The organism is Microcystis protocystis FBCC-A270 (genome assembly GCF_050500235.1).
Classification (GTDB): Bacteria; Cyanobacteriota; Cyanobacteriia; order Cyanobacteriales; family Microcystaceae; genus Microcystis; species Microcystis ichthyoblabe_A.
The window spans coordinates 2047416-2065202 of record NZ_CP191407.1 but is presented as its reverse complement, the minus strand read 5'-3'; the positions used below and the strand labels follow the sequence as shown (position 1 = coordinate 2065202).

Sequence of the window (17787 nt, the reverse complement as noted above, 5' to 3'; positions counted from 1 at the left end):
CGATTTTTTATTAATAACAATTATCTTAAGAAATTATCACCCAAATAATACTGACGCACCAGAGGATTATTATAAAGTTCTTCACCACTTCCCGCCGCTAAAATCTGCCCTTCGCGCATAATATAAGCCCGATTAGTAATAGCCAAAGTTTCTCGCACATTGTGATCAGTAATTAAAATTCCCATCTGACGATCCCTTAAACCAGCGATCATCGCTTGAATCTCAGATACAGCGATTGGATCCACCCCGGCGAAAGGTTCATCTAATAACAAAAATCTTGGTCCGTTGACTCCCACCGCTAAAGCGCGAGCTAATTCCGTCCTTCTTCTTTCTCCTCCAGAAACGTAAGCTCCTTTAGTGCCAACAATCTTATCGAGGCGAAATTCTTTTAATAAATTATAGAGACGATTTGCCCGTTGGGAAAAGGGAACTCCCGACTGTTCTAGGGCTAACTGAATATTTTCTGATACAGTTAAATAACGAAAAATACTGGCCTGCTGCGTCAGATAGCCAATACCCAGACGCGCCCTTTGATTAAGGGGTAATTTGGTAATTTCTTTTTGATCGAGCCAAACGCGCCCTTGATTCGGTTTAATTAATCCCGTGGCGATATAAAAAGTTGTGGTTTTCCCCGCGCCATTTGGTCCTAATAACCCGACAATTTCCCCCGGGGCAACGGTAATACTCACTCGGTTAACCACGAGTCTTTTACCGTAGGATTTATGGATATTTTCTAATACTAAAGTCATCTTTATCCGGTGTTGGGGTGTGGGGTGTGGGGTGTGGGGAAGTGGGGTGTGGGGTGTGGGGTGTGGGGTGTGGGGAGAATACTGCCTTTTGCCTTTTGCCTTTTGCCTTTTGCCTTTTGCCTTTTGTCTCCTGTCTCCTGATTCCTGTCTCCTGACTATCACTGCGGGTTAATAATTGGGGCAGCGGGGAGGGAAGGGGAAGGTATGGGTGCGGGTGTCGGGGAAGCAGCTGGTTGGGGGGAAGTTTCGTTATCTTTGACTAAATAAATTGACTCCACCTGCTGACTGGTTTGGGGAGTAGCGATAAATCTACCCTCATCGACTAGATAAGTCATCGTTTCAGCGCGGATACTGTTGCCTTCTTGCAAAACGTAAACGTTACCCGTCATCACTAAACGACGTTCGCGGCTAAAATACTGAGCTTGGGCGGAAGTGGCCTGCATTTTGCGAGCGGGATAGAACACTTGTACGTTACCCCTAGCAGTAATTACCCCCGTTTTTGAGTTTGCCTCTTGAATATCCGATCGCACTGTCATGGCATTACCGGGTACAATATTCTGCTGTGCCTTGACTAGGGGAGAATTGCCCAATCCCACCATTAAGCTGGTAGAAACGAGGGCAACTAGCCATCCCCTGATTTTTGCGGATCTTGCTCTCATAAAAATGTCACCTATAAGTAAATGGTTTCAATTAAATTGAAGATAAATTGCCCCTTGATCCCCCCTTAATCCCCCCTTGATAAGGGGGGTGCTGATCCCCCCTTAATCCCCCCTTGATAAGGGGGGTGCTGATCCCCCCTTAATCCCCCCTTGATAAGGGGGGTGCTGATCCCCCCTTAATCCCCCCTTGATAAGGGGGGTGCTGACAATTTTAACACCCACCTACTTAGAGGTAATTGTATTGACTAACTAATCTAGCTGTTTAGAGAACGGGATGAATTTTGAGGATTTTCGGCAGGGAACAGATAGATTGATCGAGGTGGGGATGAGGATGTTCCTGATTGCTTTTCATCGCTTCTAACACTGCCGGTAAAGCTTGGGGATCGAGATTCTGTAAAAAGTTTAATAGATCCAAACTCTCCCCCACCAAGTGCGTCACGTTGATCCCCTCGTAATCGGGTTGATAGTGTTGTAAACGTCTCACCCCTTCCCCCAAAAGAATTACCGCCCCGCGCCAGTTATTATTTTCTAGATGGTAACAAGCGACAGCAATCTGCAAAATGCCTTGATAAAAGGTTTTTTCAGGCTCTGCGGACTCCATCCACAAAGCCTCTAGGGTATCATGACAAGCATAGAATTGCTGGCGATTAAATTCGTCGATTCCTTGCCCAAAAGCGCTGGCTGTCATTACCCTATACTAATGCCCCTTCATCAATTCGCGGACTTCTTGGATATAGTCGAGGGAAATTACCTGTTCTTCCCCAGCAAACTCGTTATCGGGGGTAATAAACAGCATACAGTGACATTCTTTCCGTTCCCGCATCGGTACACAGGGACAATTCCAGAAAGTATTTTTTACCTCCGCTTCTTTGTCCTCGTAGTGACGACAGGGACATAAAGGAGCGCCTAATTCGTCCTTATGACGCGCTAATCCCTCAATTACTACGGCTGTCACCGAGAGATCGCTACAGAAATAGGTATTTGTACCTCTAGCGTACTGTTCGGCAAACTTCTTCATCGCCTCAAGACTCTTATCTGTGTCTGTGATCTGGCTCATAGTTATCTTATCTCCCTAGCTTTCTACAAAAAAACTTTTTACTATCCTATCTCGATCCGCTTCCCCTTGGCTGAGGGGAATTTTTAGAATCTCTTTTGATTTTGCGACCGATCCCCTTGTTAATCTAATACGATAAAAAGACTCTCTTTGGCCAAAAGCTCGACTTTTTGGCCAGCAAACGGGAATTATGGAGGCAAAGTTCCTCAAAACCTGTCCTTGATTCCTGCAATCCCTGTACCCTATCAATACCAGAACATGATTTTATCTTTCTTGCAGACAAATAAAATTTCTGACGATAACACGCCTTGGTGGCTGAAAATTACCTCCCTTTATCCCCACTGTATCTACTATTTTGGTCCCTTTGCCTCCTTTGAGGAAGCACAACAGCATCAGGGGGGTTATCTCCAAGATCTAGAGTCCGAAGGAGCGCAAGGAATCAGTCTTTCGATCGAGCGGAGTAATCCCCATTATTTGACCGTTTTTGACGATGGAAGTCAGGATCTAGCTAAAACTTTTGCTTCCCATGCTCGAACCTTTTCTCGCTTTATTTCTTAAGTCTCCCTGTCCTCTTTGTCAACGGCAGAGCGATCGAGAGCTTTGCCGTGATTGTGGGCGACAATTACAGGCCTATCGTCAGAATAACCCGCTTTTTCTCTGGCGTAGTTCTATTCCCCTGTTTATCTGGGGACGCTATGAAGGTAAATTAAAACAGGCGATCGCTAAAATGAAATATGATCGCCATCCCGCTCTCGGCTCTTTGCTAGGCAGTTGCATGGGGGAAACTTGGCTGCTGCGTCCTCCCCTCACCGATAAACGTTTGACGGTGATTCCTATCCCTCTCCACCCAGAAAGGTTAAAGGAAAGGGGTTTTAATCAAGCAGAAGTCATTGGCGAAGGTTTTTGTCGTTTAACCGGTTATCATCTGGCTAGTCGCGGATTAATTCGGACTAAGAACACGGCAGCCTTGTTTAGTATGGCAGCCGAGGAAAGAAAAAGGACGATGCAAGCGGCTTTTCAACTGGGGAAAAATTTACCGAAATCAGTGCCGATTCTCTTAATTGACGATATTTATACCACAGGAACCACGATCGAGGAAGCTGTGCAGGTTTTACGCACAGAGGGATATCGGGTAGTCGGTGCGATCGCTCTTGCCAGTTCCAAAATTAGCTAAAATGCCCAGAGGAATCGGTCTGGGCATTTTAGAGTTAGATTAAATTAAGTGCGTTTGATCTTGTCGTATTGACTGATGAAAATCAAACCGATAGTGGCAGGGATCAGAACGATAACCGCACCTAAAACAAGGCTCCAGAGAAAGTTAGCTAAAGAGGGTGTCATGATAGATAAATCCTTTGTCATATTTTCAAAGACTTAGTTTTTTATCTTATCACCTTGGGCGAGAAGACCCCCAGTTCCACGGCCAGATAAATGCGATCGCAGGTTTTATATGTCTTCAATCCCTCAAGATAAAGTCTCCCTTGACTTCTCAAGGGGATAGGGATGTTTGACAATAGGTGATAGTTACAAAACTTTAAACTAGATTGGCAAAGATTTTTATGGCTACTGACGATCGCAAACGGCGCATTCTCGATCATCTCTCCAGAAGTACCACTGGTGCTGACTATATTCCCAAAAAACCGCTGCCAATTGTGGAAACTCCTCCGGTGGTAGCGGAACCCGTGGCAGCGCCGCCTCCAGTAACTCCTTCACCGGAATTAACCGCTAAAGAGCGCAAAAGAAAGATAATGTCCCATCTTTCCATGAGTAGTCAAGATTTTGGCGAAATTACTAGCACTGCCCCCGAAGAAAAGCGTAAACGCCAAATTAACGACCATCTGCGCCAAAGCCAAGGATAAATAGTAAGGAGTGAGAATTAGCCACTAGGCATCTTCTAGACTGTTCTCGCTCCCTCATTTTCTGCTGTCGATGGCAATAATGACAGTTGTTGCAAATCAGTTCCTCGCTCTGGCAACAAGGGAATGTTAAAGTTAGTAATGAGTGCTTCGGTGATCGGATGACGTAATTTTTCTGTGGAACCCACATGATAAAAATGCTGTTTAGTATAGATATAAAACTTATCAGCACTCCAATTTTTTTTAATTAAAGGATTGCTCCTAAACTGATTACTATGCCAAGTGGACAAAATAAACCGACAAGAAATATCCTTTAAAATAGTCACCAAACAATCTTCATCCTCTTCAGACCAAGAGTTAAAATAATCGGTGTGTCTCCCTAAATAAGGAGGATCGAGATAGATCAAGTCTGTTTTTTGCCAATCAGATAAAGTCTCTCGAAAGTCAGCAACTTGAAAATTATAATCAGTTTTAATAAGAATATTTTCTAGGGCAATAACTTGATTGACTATTTTGGTAATATATGCTTGAGAAAATCGCTCTGATTTATGACAGTAAGGTACGTTAAACTGTCCCTTACGATTGAATCTCATCACGCCATTAAAACAGGAGCGATTGAGAAATAAAAAATCTAGAGAATTAGGAGATTGATTAAATCTTTCTCGTACTTGATAATAATAACTTTCTCCCTGCTCCTTAAGAACTTGACCATTTTCTTGCAAAAAAAGCTTAACAGTTTTACTGGTAATAACTTGATTTTTTAGATTATTATAAAACTGTATAATATGAGTATTTGTGTCCGCAAGTAAAGACTTTTTGGGATTAATATTAAAAGCCACCACCCCCGATCCAGAAAAGGGTTCTATCCAACGCCCAAAGCTCAGATCAGACACAATATTTTTAACATCTTTTACCAATTTAGTTTTAATTCCTTGACACTTAATCGGTGGCACAAGTGGCGTTAACTTCACTAAACACTCTCCTCATCAATAGTAATCTCTATCCACAGCCAACTTAGCTCCTGTTGGCTCGTGAATAAAGGTCAAATCAGGGTAAAAATTTTGTTGAGATACTAACTCTATCTTTAATTGGTTACATCTAGCAAAATTATCAAATATGGGAAAAAGAAGCAATTCTAGGATTTTAGAGATGATTTTCGTATCAATAGATATAGTATATACTTCTAGGCAGTTTAAATTCAGTACAGCTTATCCCAGAAACCATGGTATCTTGTTAGAACAAATGAACTAAAAAAATCTCTCGTCACCATTCTTGTCAGAATTATGAGAATTACGTTACATTTAGTTAAGATTTAATTGGCTGCGGGGATTAATCTCGAAAAAATAACGTAAAATCCTTGACAAAAACAGCTAAATGAGTTAAGCAAAAATCTTTATCCTAGAACCACTAAACAAACATGAAACTATCCTGGAAAACGATTTTACTGTGGACATTGCCCGCCCTTGTGGTCGGTTTTTTCCTCTGGCAAGGCACTTTTGCCACGGCCACCGGTAATATCGGCAATAACACCGCCACTACCCGCATGACCTACGGACGCTTTCTAGAATACCTAGACAGTGGTAGGGTTGTCAGCGTCGATCTCTACGAAGGTGGCAGAACCGCGATCGTACAGGCCCTAGATCCAGAACTAGAAAACCGAGTACAACGCCTGCGGGTCGATTTACCTGCCAATTCCCCCGATTTAATCGCCCGTTTACGCGATTCTAAAATTAGTTTCGATGCTCACCCGATGCGGAATGACGGCGCTTGGTGGGGATTCCTCGGTAATCTACTTTTCCCCTTTTTGCTGATTGCCGCTCTCTTTTTCCTGTTCCGCCGTTCTAATAATATGCCAGGCGGCCCCGGTCAAGCGATGAGTTTTGGCAAATCAAAAGCTCGTTTCCAGATGGAAGCAAAAACCGGCATCACCTTTGATGATGTGGCAGGAATTGATGAAGCGAAGGAAGAATTACAGGAAGTCGTCACTTTCCTCAAACAACCGGAGAAATTTACCGCCGTCGGTGCCAAAATCCCCAAAGGAGTCCTTTTAGTTGGCCCTCCTGGTACGGGTAAAACCCTGTTAGCCAAAGCGATCGCCGGTGAAGCGGGTGTACCTTTCTTCAGCATTTCCGGTTCGGAATTTGTGGAAATGTTCGTCGGTGTCGGTGCTTCTCGCGTGCGCGATTTGTTCAAAAAAGCCAAGGAAAATGCTCCCTGTTTAATATTTATCGATGAAATTGACGCGGTAGGTCGTCAACGGGGTGCCGGTATCGGTGGCGGTAACGATGAACGGGAACAAACCCTAAACCAATTATTGACAGAAATGGACGGTTTCGAGGGGAATACGGGAATTATCATCATTGCCGCCACTAACCGCCCCGATGTTCTCGATTCCGCTCTCATGCGTCCGGGCCGTTTTGATCGGCAAGTAACCGTCGATGCGCCCGATTTTAAAGGTCGTTTAGAGATTTTAGACGTTCACGCCCGCAATAAAAAGCTGGCCAACGACGTTTCCATCGAAGCGATCGCCAGTCGCACTCCGGGGTTTAGTGGAGCAGATTTAGCCAATTTACTGAACGAAGCGGCAATTTTAACCGCCCGTCGTCGTAAAGATGCCATTACCCTCCTGGAGATAGATGACGCGGTAGATCGCGTTATCGCCGGTATGGAAGGTACTCCTTTAGTCGATAGCAAGAGCAAGCGCCTAATCGCTTACCATGAAGTGGGTCATGCGATCGTGGGTACGCTCTTAAAAGATCACGATCCCGTCCAGAAAGTGACTCTGATTCCCCGGGGACAGGCCCAGGGTTTAACTTGGTTCACTCCCAACGAAGAACAGGGTTTAACCACGAAAGCGCAGTTAATGGCCCGGATTTCCGGTGCCTTAGGTGGTCGGGCAGCAGAGGAAGAAATCTTCGGCTATGATGAGGTGACTACCGGTGCCGGTGGCGATTTACAGCAGGTTTCTGATATGGCCCGCCAGATGGTGACTCGTTTCGGGATGAGCGATTTGGGTCCTTTGTCCCTAGAAAGTCAAGGGGGTGAAGTGTTCCTCGGTGGCGGTTTGATGACTCGTTCCGAGTATTCTGAGAAGGTCGCTACTCGCATCGATGATCAGGTGCGATCAATCGTGGAACACTGCCATGAAATTTCTCGACAAATTGTCCGCGATCATCGCGAAGTGATCGATCGAGTGGTGGATCTGCTGATCGAAAAAGAAACGATCAATGGGGAAGAATTCCGGCAAATTGTGGCTGAATACGCCTACGTTCCCGAAAAAGAACAGTTTGTACCACAGTTATAGGTTGATTTCAATCTATATGCGATCGGGTGGGTTAAAGCTCACCCGATTTTTTTATCCCAGTTAGGGTTTGCTGAATAAATGTGAAATGTAGGCAAGGTAAGAGTTTTGTGGCTTTTTTCGCGAAACAGGTGCAAGATTTTGAGAGAATCGTCGTTCAAAACCTTGCGTCTTCATCGGCCCGCGTCCTGTAGGGGCGAAGCATTCGGACAATCACCTATCGGTGAAACCGTAGATTTTCTAACCGAATGCTTCGCCCGTACTTTTTGCCGCAAACCCTAGTTAAGGCTTGCTGAATAAATCTAAAAACCTTGTTGGATAAGGCTTTTAGACTTTTTTGACCTCAAAAAGTGCCGACCATTGGAGGGATCGGGGGTAAAATTCAGGTACTTTTTCCCTGAAAATTAGGTAACTGACTACCTCAAAATCGGTAAAACCCTACACCCCACACCCCACACCCTGCCCCCACCAACAAACTTTTTGCCGCAAACCCTAGTTAAGGGTTCAAAAGCGGCAAAAATAAGGATTAAATTGCATAAAATCTGTAAATAGACAATTTAATTGATTATCATTCATTCTTAATTCTCCTGACGACCGACTACTGGCTACTGACTCCTAACCCTAACAACAATTTTTGATTTTTACAATTAGTTATCATCATCATCGTCATCGTCTTTATTCTGGTCATTATCACCGTCTTTTTGCTGGTTTTCCCCGTCTTCATCGTCATCTTCGTCTTGTTGCGGCGATTCCACCGTGGTGGGGACGTTTTTCGGTTCTTCGGCTTCTTTTCCTCCCTGACAAGCACCTAAAACCGTAGTCAAGGTTAACAGAATCAGCAAAACTAAGGATTTGATGTTCATGGTCTTTCTCCCCACTCGATCGATAAATATAACAATCTTAAGACTTTTGGGCGGTGGATAGTTTGGCCAATGCCAAGAAAGTGCATTCCCAGACTAAACGGGGTTGAACGTAGGCTAACAGCTGCCGGCGGGTTTTTTCCAAGATTTCTAAAATCGATCGCTCTCGTCGTCGTTGCCAATCCTCATACTGAAGATAACTCACATACCATAATTGGGTTTCCGTGTCAAGAGTTTGAGCGATAATTTTGGCTAATTCCAGTGCTTGGGAGAGTTTTAGGGGAAATTTGCTCAAAGATCGCGGTAAATCTTGGGGGAGACTGTCGAGAAACTCTAAAGCTGCGATCGCTTCTCCGGGGCTACCTTGGGCTAAACCGAGAATTGCCGGATAATTGAGAACGCGAGCTTGTCCGTTAGAGCGCAGGACTTGAGCGAGATTTTCTTCCGAAAGACGCTGAAAAGGGATGTGTTGACAGCGAGAAACGAGAGTGGGTAGTAAAGAGGAGGGACTGGGAGCAATCAGGATTAAAGTCGCTTTTCCCGGTTCCTCAAGCGTTTTTAAGAGGGCATTTGCCGCCGATTCCGTCATGGTGTCTGCTTCCTCGATCACCACCACAGAGCGGGCCGATTCCAGGGGAGGACGACTTAAAAAGTTAGTAATCTCGCGAATTTGTTCGATGCGGATTTGCGGGGGAGCTTTACGCTTGAGATTGCTTTCCTGTGCTTCTTTTGCGGTGAGCAGTTTGCCTTGGTGTTGATAAGTGGGTTCAATCCAGAGTAAATCGGGATGATTGCCCCCTAAAAAGCGTTTCAGGATTAATTCCCTTGTTTCTGGAGATCGATCTCTAGTTAACAAGTCTTGACAGAAACATTTTGCTGCTAGATTGCGTCCAATCCCCTTAGCGCCGGCGAATAAGTAAGCGGGAGCGATCGAATTGACTTCAAGCGCTCTTTGTAGTAGTTCAATGGCCTGATTTTGACCGATTAACCTTGACCAATTTATCATCTTTTCCCTGCCATGGCTCGCTATTGCTGTTCCTATTTTGTCGGGATTTCTCCTCATCAGACCGGGTTTTTATACGATGATATATTAAGTTTGGGTGAATTTGAAATCATCAAGCGCCGGACCGATGTCTTGCTTTTATCGGAAGTTCCTAACGATGCTTTCTTTCCCCAGTTAGTGAAAGTGGAATTGTTTATTCATCCTCCCACTAGCTCGGAACTTCAGATCGATTTATTGGTAAAAAATCATGAATTGCCCCTGAGAACTAATAATCGTTGTCGGCGATTTTTTGAATCTATTCACCAGATTATTACCAACAATTATCAAGGTCAATCCCTGACCAGAATTACCGCTTAACCCGATTTGTTCCTGTCTCCGTCAACTGACAAAGACGGGGACAAAATACCATCTTGGCTCTCTTGGGTAACGAACCACAAAGACACAGAGGACACAGAGATTGATCGCTCCTGTATCAGTGAAACTTATCGCACAAAGAATAAGAGAGCCGCTCTTTTTGGTGCTTGATAGATTTATCGAGAAAAAATCGGTAATTGCTTTAATTTTCGCTTTCCTTCGTCGATGAGAGCGGAGGAAATTGACGACGTAAAAGCAAGGAATTACTCACTACCATAACCGAACTAAAAGCCATTAAAGCTGCTGCTAGGGCCGGACTGAAAGCTAGACCCCAATGGGGCAGTAATAAACCACCGGCAATGGGAATAGCAAAGGTATTATAACCCAAAGCCCAAAAAAGATTTTGTCGGATTTTTTGCCATGTGGCCAGACTTAAATGCAGAGATTGCACCACATCCTCTAGGCGATCGCTAATTAAAACGATCCCAGCCGTTTCCATGGCCACTTCCGTGCCACCGGCCAGAGCAATACCGATGTTAGCCTGTCCTAGTGCAGGAGCGTCATTGATACCATCCCCGACCATAGCCACGATTTTGCCCTCTTTTGTCTGTAGGTCGGCAATTAAGGCCGATTTTTCGGTGGGGGCAACTTCGGCATAAAATTGGCTAATACCCAAACTATTAGCGATCGCTGTTACCACTTCTTGGCGATCACCACTGAGTAAAATCACCTCTAAACCGAGTTTTTGCAACTGATTAACGGTTGTTTGAGCATCGGGACGCAATCGATCCTGAAAAGCGATCGCGCCGAGCAATTGTTCTTCCATACCCAGATAAATCACCGTTTTACCCGCTTGTAAAAGCTCTTGAATCCCCCAGATAGTTTCATCGATTTTAATGCCGTTCTGTGCCAACCATTGCCGATTTCCTAGAACAATTTTCGACCCCTGCACCCTTGCAGAAACTCCCAATCCGGCGACAGTTTGAAAATCTTCCCCCGTCAGGTTAGTAGGAGGAGTAACCGCGTCTAAAATCGCCTGAGCAAGAGGATGATTAGTACCACTCTCCACTACTGCCGCTAATTGTTGAATTTCCAGGGAATTAAGCTCAGAAAAACTCAAACAATCGGTAATTTCCGGATGACCTTGGCTAAGGGTTCCCGTTTTGTCAAAAACCACCGTTTGCAGTTGCGAGACAGTTTCCAAAACATCACCCCCTTTAATCAAAATACCCCTTTCGGCTGCTAAACTGGTTCCCACCAGTAGGGCCGTCGGTGTGGCTAAACCGAGAGCGCAGGGACAAGCGACCACAAGCACAGAAATCGCTAATTTTAGGGACAAAAGTAGGGGAGAAGTGGGTTGAATCATCTCGTGGTGTCCTGTGGTTGACCCTAACACCTCTGGAAAGAGCCTAGTTCCCCAAAAATACCAAAAGAGCAGCACAATTAGGGCAATTATCATCACTCCGTAGGCAAAATAACCCGCTACCCGGTCCGCTATCTTCTGTACCGGGGCCTTGCGAGTTTGGGCTGATTCCACAGCTGCGATAATCTTAGCTAGGGTGGTATCAGTCCCCACCTGACGAGTTTGCACGGCGATCGCACCAGAGAGATTGAAACTGCCAGCAATGACTAGATCTCCCATTTCCTTGACCACCGGCAGCGATTCCCCCGTTAATAAAGCTTCATCTACCGTGGTTCTTCCCTGAATAATCTCCCCATCCACGGGAATTTTTTCCCCGGGTAAGACGCGCACCCATTCCCCGACGCGCAGCTGTTCCACTGGAATCGCCACGCCCACACGGTCATCTGTACTACCAATCAGGTGAGCCACTGCCGGTTGTAGGGAAGTAAGTGCTTCTAGGTCTGCGGCTGCGCGATGACGGGAATGCGCTTCTAGAGTCCGTCCGAGGAGAATAAACCCTAACAGCATGACCGGTTCATCAAAAAAGCACTCTAAACCGAGATTAGGGAAGATAAGAGCCAAACAACTGGCTATATAGGCGCTACCTGTGCCTAAACTAACGAGAGTGTTCATATTTGGCATCCCGTGCCGTAATCCCCGCCAACCATCGATGAAAATATCGCGGCCGGGGAATAAAATGGCTAGGGTGGCTAAAGTCCAGTGAAAAGCAATACTTTGAAAGATAGGGATTTCTGGTCCCCCGATGTGGTGTAAGTGACCAATCAGGGAAAAAACCAGTAAACAACAAGCGATCGCTAATCGGTATAATTGTTGTTGCCGTTCTTTTTGTTGGTTTTGCAGCCGTTGATTTTGTTGGCCAAGGGGAGTCGATGAGCTGCGCGGTTGGGTGGGGAATCCAATCGCGGTTAATTTTGCGGCTAACTGCTCTGGTGCGATCGCATCCGGTTGGTATTCAATCACGGCAATTTCCGTGATTAGGTTAACTTGGGCCGATTTTACCCCTTGATTTTGGCTGAGTTGTCGTTCTACGGCACTCACACAGCCGGCGCATTTCATGCCTTTTACGTCTAGAGTAGCGGTTTTTAGTCCAGTTTCGGCGGCTAGGATCATAGAAAAAGTAGGCAAGGATGGTCTTTACTTCTATCCTAGAAATTCTCGGCCGATTTTTAAACTATTTTAGCGAGTAGGGTTACAGATAGATGAAATTTCATTACAGATAGCTGAAATTTCAGGTAGCCGATCTGGTAGTGGACTGACACAGCTAAAATAGGGCAATAGATAAGCTCAACTGAGGACATCAATCATGGGAAGATGTAGGCGAGATAAAGTTCATCTGACAGTCGCACAACGAGAAAACTTTGAACAAATCAGTGGGGAAGGGTTCATCACAGAGTACGCTAATCGGCATAACACGCTTATCGTAATATTATACGGAAAACTTCTCGCGATCACTCAATTTGAGCGTAATATGCGGACAGATTCTTTAAAAAATGCGTATTTGGCGTGATATACGGAAAATTTCCGCATAATATATAGTTAGGCGGTCACGAAAACTTTGGTACTCAATCATTTGGAGGTAACTTAACATGGCTTACGCACAATGGGTCAGCTTTACGATTAAGGTAAAAGGCTTTGCAGGAACAACTGACTACGGAAATCTATCCTGGGGAAAGTTTTACAAGTACGACAACAAAGATGATGAAATTGCTAATGTCAACGGAATCAAATTCCAGGACGGCAGAGTTTACAACACTGTGATTTGCTCATGTGGCCGATCAGACTCTGCCTCTGGTACTGAAGGCTCTTTCTATATTTGCATTGACGGGAAAGATCCCAGCGATCCAGACTATAAGGTCTGCAAGATATCATGGGACTGTCCATGGGGATCAAAAACCAATACATGGGGGGCTAGTGATTATGATTCCGACAAATATGTTGTTAGCGTAAGCGGAGGCTCTACCTATGGCGGGTCAATTGGAATGCTGTCAGTTGTCGTTGCTGATATATCCTGATATGTGAACTTTCTCAATAGGTCTGGGAAGACTCGCCAACAGAAACGAAAATTAGTAGTGGATTGTTTCAGCTAAAATAGGGCAATAGATTTCGGCTTAAAGTCTTAGATTATAAAATTTCTAGCATTTTTCTAATACACCAAATTAGCTGAAACAATCCAGTAGGGTGAGTTGCGTTTTGCTAACCCACCCCTTTTCGTGCCAGAAAGCAGTGTCAGACAAAGTATTCTGATTTTTGCTAGGATGTTTTTATGCAATTCAACTCAGGTGCAATATGTCTCTAATGAACACCCCAGCCAAATTCCAAGTAACTTCTCCCCCTTTTCGTTGGGATGAAGCGGGAGGTATCCGTATAGGTTCGAGCCGAGTGACTCTGGATAGCATACTTGCCTCATACCACAACGGCTCCACTCCTGAAGAAATCGCTATTCAGTTTTCAGTTCTTCGTTTGGAAGATATATACAGTGCCATTGCTTATTATTTAAATCACCGTCAGGAAATTGACAGTTATTTGGAGCAACGCGACCAACAAGCTCAACAACTGAGACAACAACTAACTCAAAAACACAACTTAGTCGATTTAAGACAGCGCTTGCTTGCTCGTTATCAGTCAAAAGGAGAGTCGAGGCAAAGTGAGCCTTCTAACTGACGAAAATTTTAATGGAGCCATCTTGCGTGGGCTGGTGAGGCGTTTACCTGAATTAGATATAATTCGCGTCCAAGATGTAGGACTGATGAACACTGACGATCCAGATATTTTAGAATGGGCGGCTAATGAGGGACGCATCTTGCTCACCCATGATGTAGCCACTATTACGATGTATGCCTACAATCGTGTCAATCAAGGACTACCTATGACTGGAGTTGTTGAGGTGATCTCAAAAGCACCCATTGGTAAGATCCTTGATGATTTAGAACTATTTATTTGTTGTAGTGAACCTGAAGAATGTGAAGGTCGGGTTCTTTTCATTCCTTTCTCTTGATGCGATCTCTATCATTTTCTACTCCAGAAATCTAAGTTGCCTAACACGTTGTTGGAGCGGACGGAGTGAGAGAACTTGGTGATGAGTTCAAGGCTAACTGCCGCCGCTCAACTAAGCCGTTAGACCGACAATGATTCGTACTTGTCTTTGTAAATAGTCCGATTGGTTAGTTATAAGTGCGATGCCGAAGGCACTGCATAGCAGATCGCCGATCTGGTAGGGTGCGTTAACGAAGTGAACGCACCTTATCTAATGTTCAAAATTCGTGCGTTACGCTGACGCTAACACACCCTACTGGACTGACACAGCTAAAATAGGGCAATAGATAAGCTCAACTGAGGACATCAATCATGAGAAGATGTAGGCGAGATAAAGTTCATCTGACAGTCGCACAACGAGAAAACTTTGAACAAATCAGTGGGGAAGGGTTCATAACAGAGTACGCTAATCGGCATAACACGCTTATCGTAATATTATACGGAAAACTTCTCGCGATCGCTCCATTTAAGCGTAATATACAGAAAGACTCTTTAAAAAATGTGTATTTGGCGTGATATACGGAAAATTTCCGCGTAATATATAGTTAGGCGACAAGAATTTAACGTAGTTGGATTCTTAAATATTCGGAATTTGGCAACCAGCCAAAAATGCCAGAAGCTGAAAAGGGCATTAATTCAGATGCATATCAGGAGCTTCACTGATAGCGTTTTCATCCACAGGAGAAATTATCATGTCGGAAGTAGGTCTTTATCTGCTTAAACTTGGCTTCACCCCTCCACCGGGTACAGTCGGTGCTGGCTCAATGACGCTTGCGGTAACGGTCGATGCACCCACTGGTGTTCTGCACGGTCAGGCGCAAGGGACAATTCTAGAAGGAACGGAGCATCCGCAAACTTTCACCGCTAAAGTGTCGGGTGCGATGCATAGTACTGGCTTTGGGCATATTGTCAGAGTCGGTGCTGTTTCCGGTGAAGCCGCCGTATCCGTGACTCCTCCAGCGATCGGCACTTATCTTGCCCCATTTTCAGCCAGCTTTGCCCTTGATTCAAAGTGGAGCGGTCAAGGTCAATTCGCAGTAGGTTCAAATAGCTATAAATCTGATGTGAAGCAAGCCGATTAAAATCCGGTTGGTTTCATACTGATTTCGTCCCTGTAGGTCAGGCAGCAGCTTTATCATTGCCCGACATTTCACACAACATACTACCCTAACATGGCAGTGCGATCGCTAATCTTGTAGGGTGCGTTAATCAAATGTAACGCACCTTATCTAATGTTCAAAATCCGTGGGTTACGCTGACGCTAACACACCCTACTGGACTGACACAGCTAAAATAGGGCAATAGATAAGCTCAACTGAGGACATCAATCATGGGAAGATGTAGGCGAGATAAAGTTTATCTGACAGTCGCACAACGAGAAAACTTTGAACAAATCAGTGGGGGAGGGTTCATCACAGAGTACGCTAATCGGCATAACACGCTTATCGTAATATTATACGGAAAACTTCTTGCGATCGCTCCATTTGAGCGTAATATACAGAAAGATTCTTTAAAAAATGTGTATTTAGAGTTATATACGGAAAATTTCCGCATAATATATAGTTATACTTCTTCTTCCTCTAGTTAATTTTAAAAGTGCGTACTTGTGGCAATATGGGGAAAACTTCTATATAATTATTAGTTAAATTGCTTTTTCTTCTGAGAAGTATATATCTATGGAAAACAGACAGCCGCTGCCAGAAATGGAAGTTGAGGCAACCTTCAATGAGTTTGTCGAAGATTTAGGCGGAGAGCTTATAAGCAAACTTTTTGAAGGCAAAGGCAAAAGACCAAATAACGCCGATTATTTCTTTTGCAATCGGACGGTAGTGGCGGAGCTAAAGTGTCTTGAAAAGAATTACTTCAATGATCGAAAGGTAGGCGATAAGCTCAACTTAATGATGCACAGCTGGATCACAGAGGGGCTTCTTCGCCAAGAACATATAAAAGACGGAAGATTTCAGATAGACGACTTACCCCGTCAATGCGCCGTTGATGTGTTCAAAGTGTTTAGCTCCCCTACAAAAGAGGCTGTTGAAAAAGCTAACAAGCAAATTAAAGAAACAAAGAAATACTTCCGGCTTCCTGATGCCAAAGGTTTATTGATTCTTGCCAATGATGGCAATTACTCGATACCCCCAAATTTCATGATGTACATTTTGGGGAATCTACTTGCATCGAGATATACGAGTATAGATTCTTTCATCTTCTTTACTCCTAATATGAGAGCTTATGCTCCTCAAATTGATAGACAGTTTAATGTCTGGATAAGTGGCCGTACTCGTCCATCTTCAAATGCTGTCGAATCCGATTTGCTTCATCACATTCAGCAGAGTTGGGTGTCTTTCTTGGAGCGAAAATTTGGGGAAGTGGTCACTCAATTCCACATTAAAGATCATAATGTAGTAGATAGTATTAAATTAGTCCAATGATTCATGCTCTTAAAGCATAATCTATAGCATTCGCAAATGATTTGTAAAATTATAAATCCCGGAACTCTTATGGGTAAAACCTTTTGACAGTGATCGCTGATCTGTATGGTGCGTCCCACGCGCCTTTCACTTTTGAAAACACTTAAATCTAAAGGTCATAGTGCGATCGCTGATCTTGTAGGTTGGGTTGACGGCTGTTACCCAACTCCCTCAAAACCAAGATTAAATGCAGTAGGATAGACGTTGGATAGATTTTCTAGATTGCCGTGAGGGAAACCGTCTATATTGAAACCAGCGTTATTGGTTATCTGACAGCCAGATCGACCAAAAACTTGGTTGTTGCTGGGAATATCGAAACGACACGGGATTGGTGGCAAAATCGCCGTAATGATTTTCTTCTCTATATCTCACAGGTTGTTTTAGATGAAGTCGCTAAGGGAGATACAGAGATTGCTTTGAAAAGGTTAGAAATTGTCAATGAAATGCCTTTGGTTGAACTCAATCAAGCTGTACGCAACTTGGCAGCCCAGTTTCTTATACGAAGCAACCTTCCTGCCAAAGCTTCTGATGATGCGGTTCACATTGCTGCGGCGACTGTCCACGGGCTAGATTACTTGTTAACATGGAACTGTAAACATATTGCCAACGCTCAAATTCAGAGGAAGTTGGCAGAGCTCAGTCTTGATTTGGGATACGAGTTACCCATAATTTGTACTCCTTACGAACTTTTAGGAGATTATAACGATGTGGCAAGATGACATTTTAGATGAAATTCATAAATTTCGAGAAGAACACGCTAAATCCTTTAACTACGATTTGGATGCAATGTTTGTAGATTGGCAAAAAAGACAAGCAGAAAGTGGCAGGCAGGTAGTCAGCTTACCACCAAAGCAAGGTCTAACAAGTCGTTGGAGCCGACCAAAACAGGATGAACCACAAGAATCTCAAATCTAATCGTGGCGGCTCAACTTAGCCGTTATGCCGACCAGCGAGTCAAGTGCGATCGTTCCGATTGTAGCGATCGCCGATCTTGTAGGGTGCGTTCCCTAATGCAGGATTTTTGAGA

Annotated in this window: 22 protein-coding genes; 12 read left to right on the top strand and 10 right to left on the bottom strand. The window is 44.3% G+C overall.

The annotated features are described in order from the left end of the window. Positions 1–20 precede the first annotated feature (20 nt). The 4 genes from lptB to ACQY1X_RS10100 form a co-directional block, all read right to left on the bottom strand. The gene (gene lptB / locus ACQY1X_RS10115; RefSeq protein ID WP_002734513.1) at positions 21–749 is read right to left on the bottom strand and encodes an LPS export ABC transporter ATP-binding protein; all 729 of its coding nucleotides are present in this window, start codon (positions 747–749) and stop codon (positions 21–23) included. 158 nt (positions 750–907) lie between these two features. Continuing rightward, entirely contained in the window at positions 908–1408 is a 501-nt protein-coding gene (locus ACQY1X_RS10110; RefSeq protein ID WP_002732682.1) for an LptA/OstA family protein, read from the bottom strand. Between the two features lie 262 nt (positions 1409–1670). Then, positions 1671–2096, bottom strand: a complete 426-nt coding sequence (locus tag ACQY1X_RS10105; protein WP_185239678.1) for a DUF309 domain-containing protein — start codon at positions 2094–2096, stop codon at positions 1671–1673. A gap of 9 nt (positions 2097–2105) precedes the next feature. After that, complete coding sequence (locus ACQY1X_RS10100) at positions 2106–2465, bottom strand: ferredoxin thioredoxin reductase catalytic beta subunit (protein WP_002779133.1); 360 nt, start codon at positions 2463–2465, stop codon at positions 2106–2108. Between the two features lie 255 nt (positions 2466–2720). On the opposite strand from ACQY1X_RS10100, the gene ACQY1X_RS10095 reads away from it, so the two are divergent. Next, positions 2721–3020, top strand: a complete 300-nt coding sequence (locus tag ACQY1X_RS10095; protein WP_002733535.1) for a DUF1816 domain-containing protein — start codon at positions 2721–2723, stop codon at positions 3018–3020. Next, complete coding sequence (locus ACQY1X_RS10090) at positions 2989–3636, top strand: ComF family protein (protein ID WP_002779130.1); 648 nt, start codon at positions 2989–2991, stop codon at positions 3634–3636. Before ACQY1X_RS10095 ends, ACQY1X_RS10090 begins: the two co-directional genes overlap by 32 nt. A 44-nt stretch (positions 3637–3680) precedes the next feature. Here the strand turns inward: ACQY1X_RS10090 and psbX are convergent, their stop codons facing one another. Continuing rightward, complete coding sequence (gene psbX / locus ACQY1X_RS10085; RefSeq protein ID WP_002733679.1) at positions 3681–3800, bottom strand: photosystem II reaction center X protein; 120 nt, start codon at positions 3798–3800, stop codon at positions 3681–3683. 218 nt (positions 3801–4018) lie between these two features. Between psbX and ACQY1X_RS10080 the strand changes: the two genes are divergently transcribed. Continuing rightward, complete coding sequence (locus tag ACQY1X_RS10080; protein WP_002734830.1) at positions 4019–4318, top strand: hypothetical protein; 300 nt, start codon at positions 4019–4021, stop codon at positions 4316–4318. A 35-nt stretch (positions 4319–4353) separates the two neighbouring features. On the opposite strand, the gene ACQY1X_RS10075 is transcribed toward ACQY1X_RS10080, so the two are convergent. After that, the gene (locus ACQY1X_RS10075) at positions 4354–5286 is read right to left on the bottom strand and encodes a DNA adenine methylase (protein ID WP_430015645.1); all 933 of its coding nucleotides are present in this window, start codon (positions 5284–5286) and stop codon (positions 4354–4356) included. Between the two features lie 15 nt (positions 5287–5301). Further along, on the bottom strand, positions 5302–5448 hold the full coding sequence (locus ACQY1X_RS10070) for an EcoRV family type II restriction endonuclease (RefSeq protein ID WP_230401025.1): 147 nt from the start codon (positions 5446–5448) through the stop codon (positions 5302–5304). A 284-nt stretch (positions 5449–5732) separates the two neighbouring features. Between ACQY1X_RS10070 and ftsH2 the strand changes: the two genes are divergently transcribed. Continuing rightward, complete coding sequence (gene ftsH2 / locus ACQY1X_RS10065; RefSeq protein ID WP_430015644.1) at positions 5733–7619, top strand: ATP-dependent zinc metalloprotease FtsH2; 1887 nt, start codon at positions 5733–5735, stop codon at positions 7617–7619. A 644-nt stretch (positions 7620–8263) separates the two neighbouring features. On the opposite strand, the gene ACQY1X_RS10060 is transcribed toward ftsH2, so the two are convergent. Then, positions 8264–8479, bottom strand: coding sequence for a neurohypophysial hormones like protein (locus ACQY1X_RS10060; protein WP_430015643.1), 216 nt, complete (start codon positions 8477–8479; stop codon positions 8264–8266). A 37-nt stretch (positions 8480–8516) separates the two neighbouring features. Next, complete coding sequence (gene holB, locus ACQY1X_RS10055; protein WP_103113279.1) at positions 8517–9482, bottom strand: DNA polymerase III subunit delta'; 966 nt, start codon at positions 9480–9482, stop codon at positions 8517–8519. 12 nt (positions 9483–9494) lie between these two features. Here holB and ACQY1X_RS10050 point away from each other — a divergent pair, with 12 nt between their 5' ends. Then, positions 9495–9836 (top strand): hypothetical protein, encoded by a 342-nt coding sequence (locus ACQY1X_RS10050; RefSeq protein ID WP_002734498.1) that lies wholly within the window; start codon positions 9495–9497, stop codon positions 9834–9836. 199 nt (positions 9837–10035) lie between these two features. Here ACQY1X_RS10050 and ACQY1X_RS10045 read toward each other — a convergent pair whose 3' ends face one another. Then, the gene (locus tag ACQY1X_RS10045) at positions 10036–12366 is read right to left on the bottom strand and encodes a heavy metal translocating P-type ATPase (protein WP_430014666.1); all 2331 of its coding nucleotides are present in this window, start codon (positions 12364–12366) and stop codon (positions 10036–10038) included. A 476-nt stretch (positions 12367–12842) separates the two neighbouring features. Here ACQY1X_RS10045 and ACQY1X_RS10040 point away from each other — a divergent pair, with 476 nt between their 5' ends. From ACQY1X_RS10040 to ACQY1X_RS10010, 7 genes are all read left to right on the top strand, one after another. Then, positions 12843–13268 (top strand): aegerolysin family protein, encoded by a 426-nt coding sequence (locus tag ACQY1X_RS10040; RefSeq protein WP_042790244.1) that lies wholly within the window; start codon positions 12843–12845, stop codon positions 13266–13268. A gap of 274 nt (positions 13269–13542) precedes the next feature. Next, a complete protein-coding gene (locus ACQY1X_RS10035) occupies positions 13543–13917 on the top strand; it encodes a DUF433 domain-containing protein (protein ID WP_430014492.1) in 375 nt (124 codons plus the stop codon). A 34-nt stretch (positions 13918–13951) separates the two neighbouring features. After that, positions 13952–14251: a DUF5615 family PIN-like protein gene (locus tag ACQY1X_RS10030; RefSeq protein ID WP_238560374.1), complete on the top strand. Its 300-nt coding sequence runs from the start codon at positions 13952–13954 to the stop codon at positions 14249–14251. Positions 14252–14981: 730 nt separating this feature from the next. Next, positions 14982–15371, top strand: a complete 390-nt coding sequence (locus ACQY1X_RS10025; RefSeq protein WP_287637343.1) for a DUF1842 domain-containing protein — start codon at positions 14982–14984, stop codon at positions 15369–15371. A gap of 594 nt (positions 15372–15965) precedes the next feature. Continuing rightward, positions 15966–16721 carry a hypothetical protein gene (locus ACQY1X_RS10020; RefSeq protein ID WP_287637344.1) on the top strand — a complete coding sequence of 252 codons (756 nt, stop codon included), beginning with the start codon at positions 15966–15968 and terminating at the stop codon, positions 16719–16721. A gap of 266 nt (positions 16722–16987) precedes the next feature. Continuing rightward, the gene (locus tag ACQY1X_RS10015) at positions 16988–17479 is read left to right on the top strand and encodes a type II toxin-antitoxin system VapC family toxin (protein WP_287637345.1); all 492 of its coding nucleotides are present in this window, start codon (positions 16988–16990) and stop codon (positions 17477–17479) included. Next, positions 17466–17675, top strand: coding sequence for a hypothetical protein (locus ACQY1X_RS10010; RefSeq protein WP_002732654.1), 210 nt, complete (start codon positions 17466–17468; stop codon positions 17673–17675). The genes ACQY1X_RS10015 and ACQY1X_RS10010 overlap by 14 nt, the downstream gene beginning before the upstream one ends. Positions 17676–17787: the final 112 nt, after the last annotated feature.

Bases quoted from the DNA above. Each gene is read 5' to 3' on its own strand.
- lptB (WP_002734513.1), bottom strand. From the start codon at position 749: ATGACTTTAGTATTAGAAAATATCCATAAATCCTACGGTAAAAGACTC.
- ACQY1X_RS10110 (WP_002732682.1), bottom strand. From the start codon at position 1,408: ATGAGAGCAAGATCCGCAAAAATCAGGGGATGGCTAGTTGCCCTCGTT.
- ACQY1X_RS10105 (WP_185239678.1), bottom strand. From the start codon at position 2,096: ATGACAGCCAGCGCTTTTGGGCAAGGAATCGACGAATTTAATCGCCAG.
- ACQY1X_RS10100 (WP_002779133.1), bottom strand. From the start codon at position 2,465: ATGAGCCAGATCACAGACACAGATAAGAGTCTTGAGGCGATGAAGAAG.
- ACQY1X_RS10095 (WP_002733535.1), top strand. From the start codon at position 2,721: ATGATTTTATCTTTCTTGCAGACAAATAAAATTTCTGACGATAACACG.
- ACQY1X_RS10090 (WP_002779130.1), top strand. From the start codon at position 2,989: ATGCTCGAACCTTTTCTCGCTTTATTTCTTAAGTCTCCCTGTCCTCTT.
- psbX (WP_002733679.1), bottom strand. From the start codon at position 3,800: ATGACACCCTCTTTAGCTAACTTTCTCTGGAGCCTTGTTTTAGGTGCG.
- ACQY1X_RS10080 (WP_002734830.1), top strand. From the start codon at position 4,019: ATGGCTACTGACGATCGCAAACGGCGCATTCTCGATCATCTCTCCAGA.
- ftsH2 (WP_430015644.1), top strand. From the start codon at position 5,733: ATGAAACTATCCTGGAAAACGATTTTACTGTGGACATTGCCCGCCCTT.
- ACQY1X_RS10060 (WP_430015643.1), bottom strand. From the start codon at position 8,479: ATGAACATCAAATCCTTAGTTTTGCTGATTCTGTTAACCTTGACTACG.
- holB (WP_103113279.1), bottom strand. From the start codon at position 9,482: ATGATAAATTGGTCAAGGTTAATCGGTCAAAATCAGGCCATTGAACTA.
- ACQY1X_RS10050 (WP_002734498.1), top strand. From the start codon at position 9,495: ATGGCTCGCTATTGCTGTTCCTATTTTGTCGGGATTTCTCCTCATCAG.
- ACQY1X_RS10045 (WP_430014666.1), bottom strand. From the start codon at position 12,366: ATGATCCTAGCCGCCGAAACTGGACTAAAAACCGCTACTCTAGACGTA.
- ACQY1X_RS10040 (WP_042790244.1), top strand. From the start codon at position 12,843: ATGGCTTACGCACAATGGGTCAGCTTTACGATTAAGGTAAAAGGCTTT.
- ACQY1X_RS10035 (WP_430014492.1), top strand. From the start codon at position 13,543: ATGTCTCTAATGAACACCCCAGCCAAATTCCAAGTAACTTCTCCCCCT.
- ACQY1X_RS10025 (WP_287637343.1), top strand. From the start codon at position 14,982: ATGTCGGAAGTAGGTCTTTATCTGCTTAAACTTGGCTTCACCCCTCCA.
- ACQY1X_RS10020 (WP_287637344.1), top strand. From the start codon at position 15,966: ATGGAAAACAGACAGCCGCTGCCAGAAATGGAAGTTGAGGCAACCTTC.
- ACQY1X_RS10010 (WP_002732654.1), top strand. From the start codon at position 17,466: ATGTGGCAAGATGACATTTTAGATGAAATTCATAAATTTCGAGAAGAA.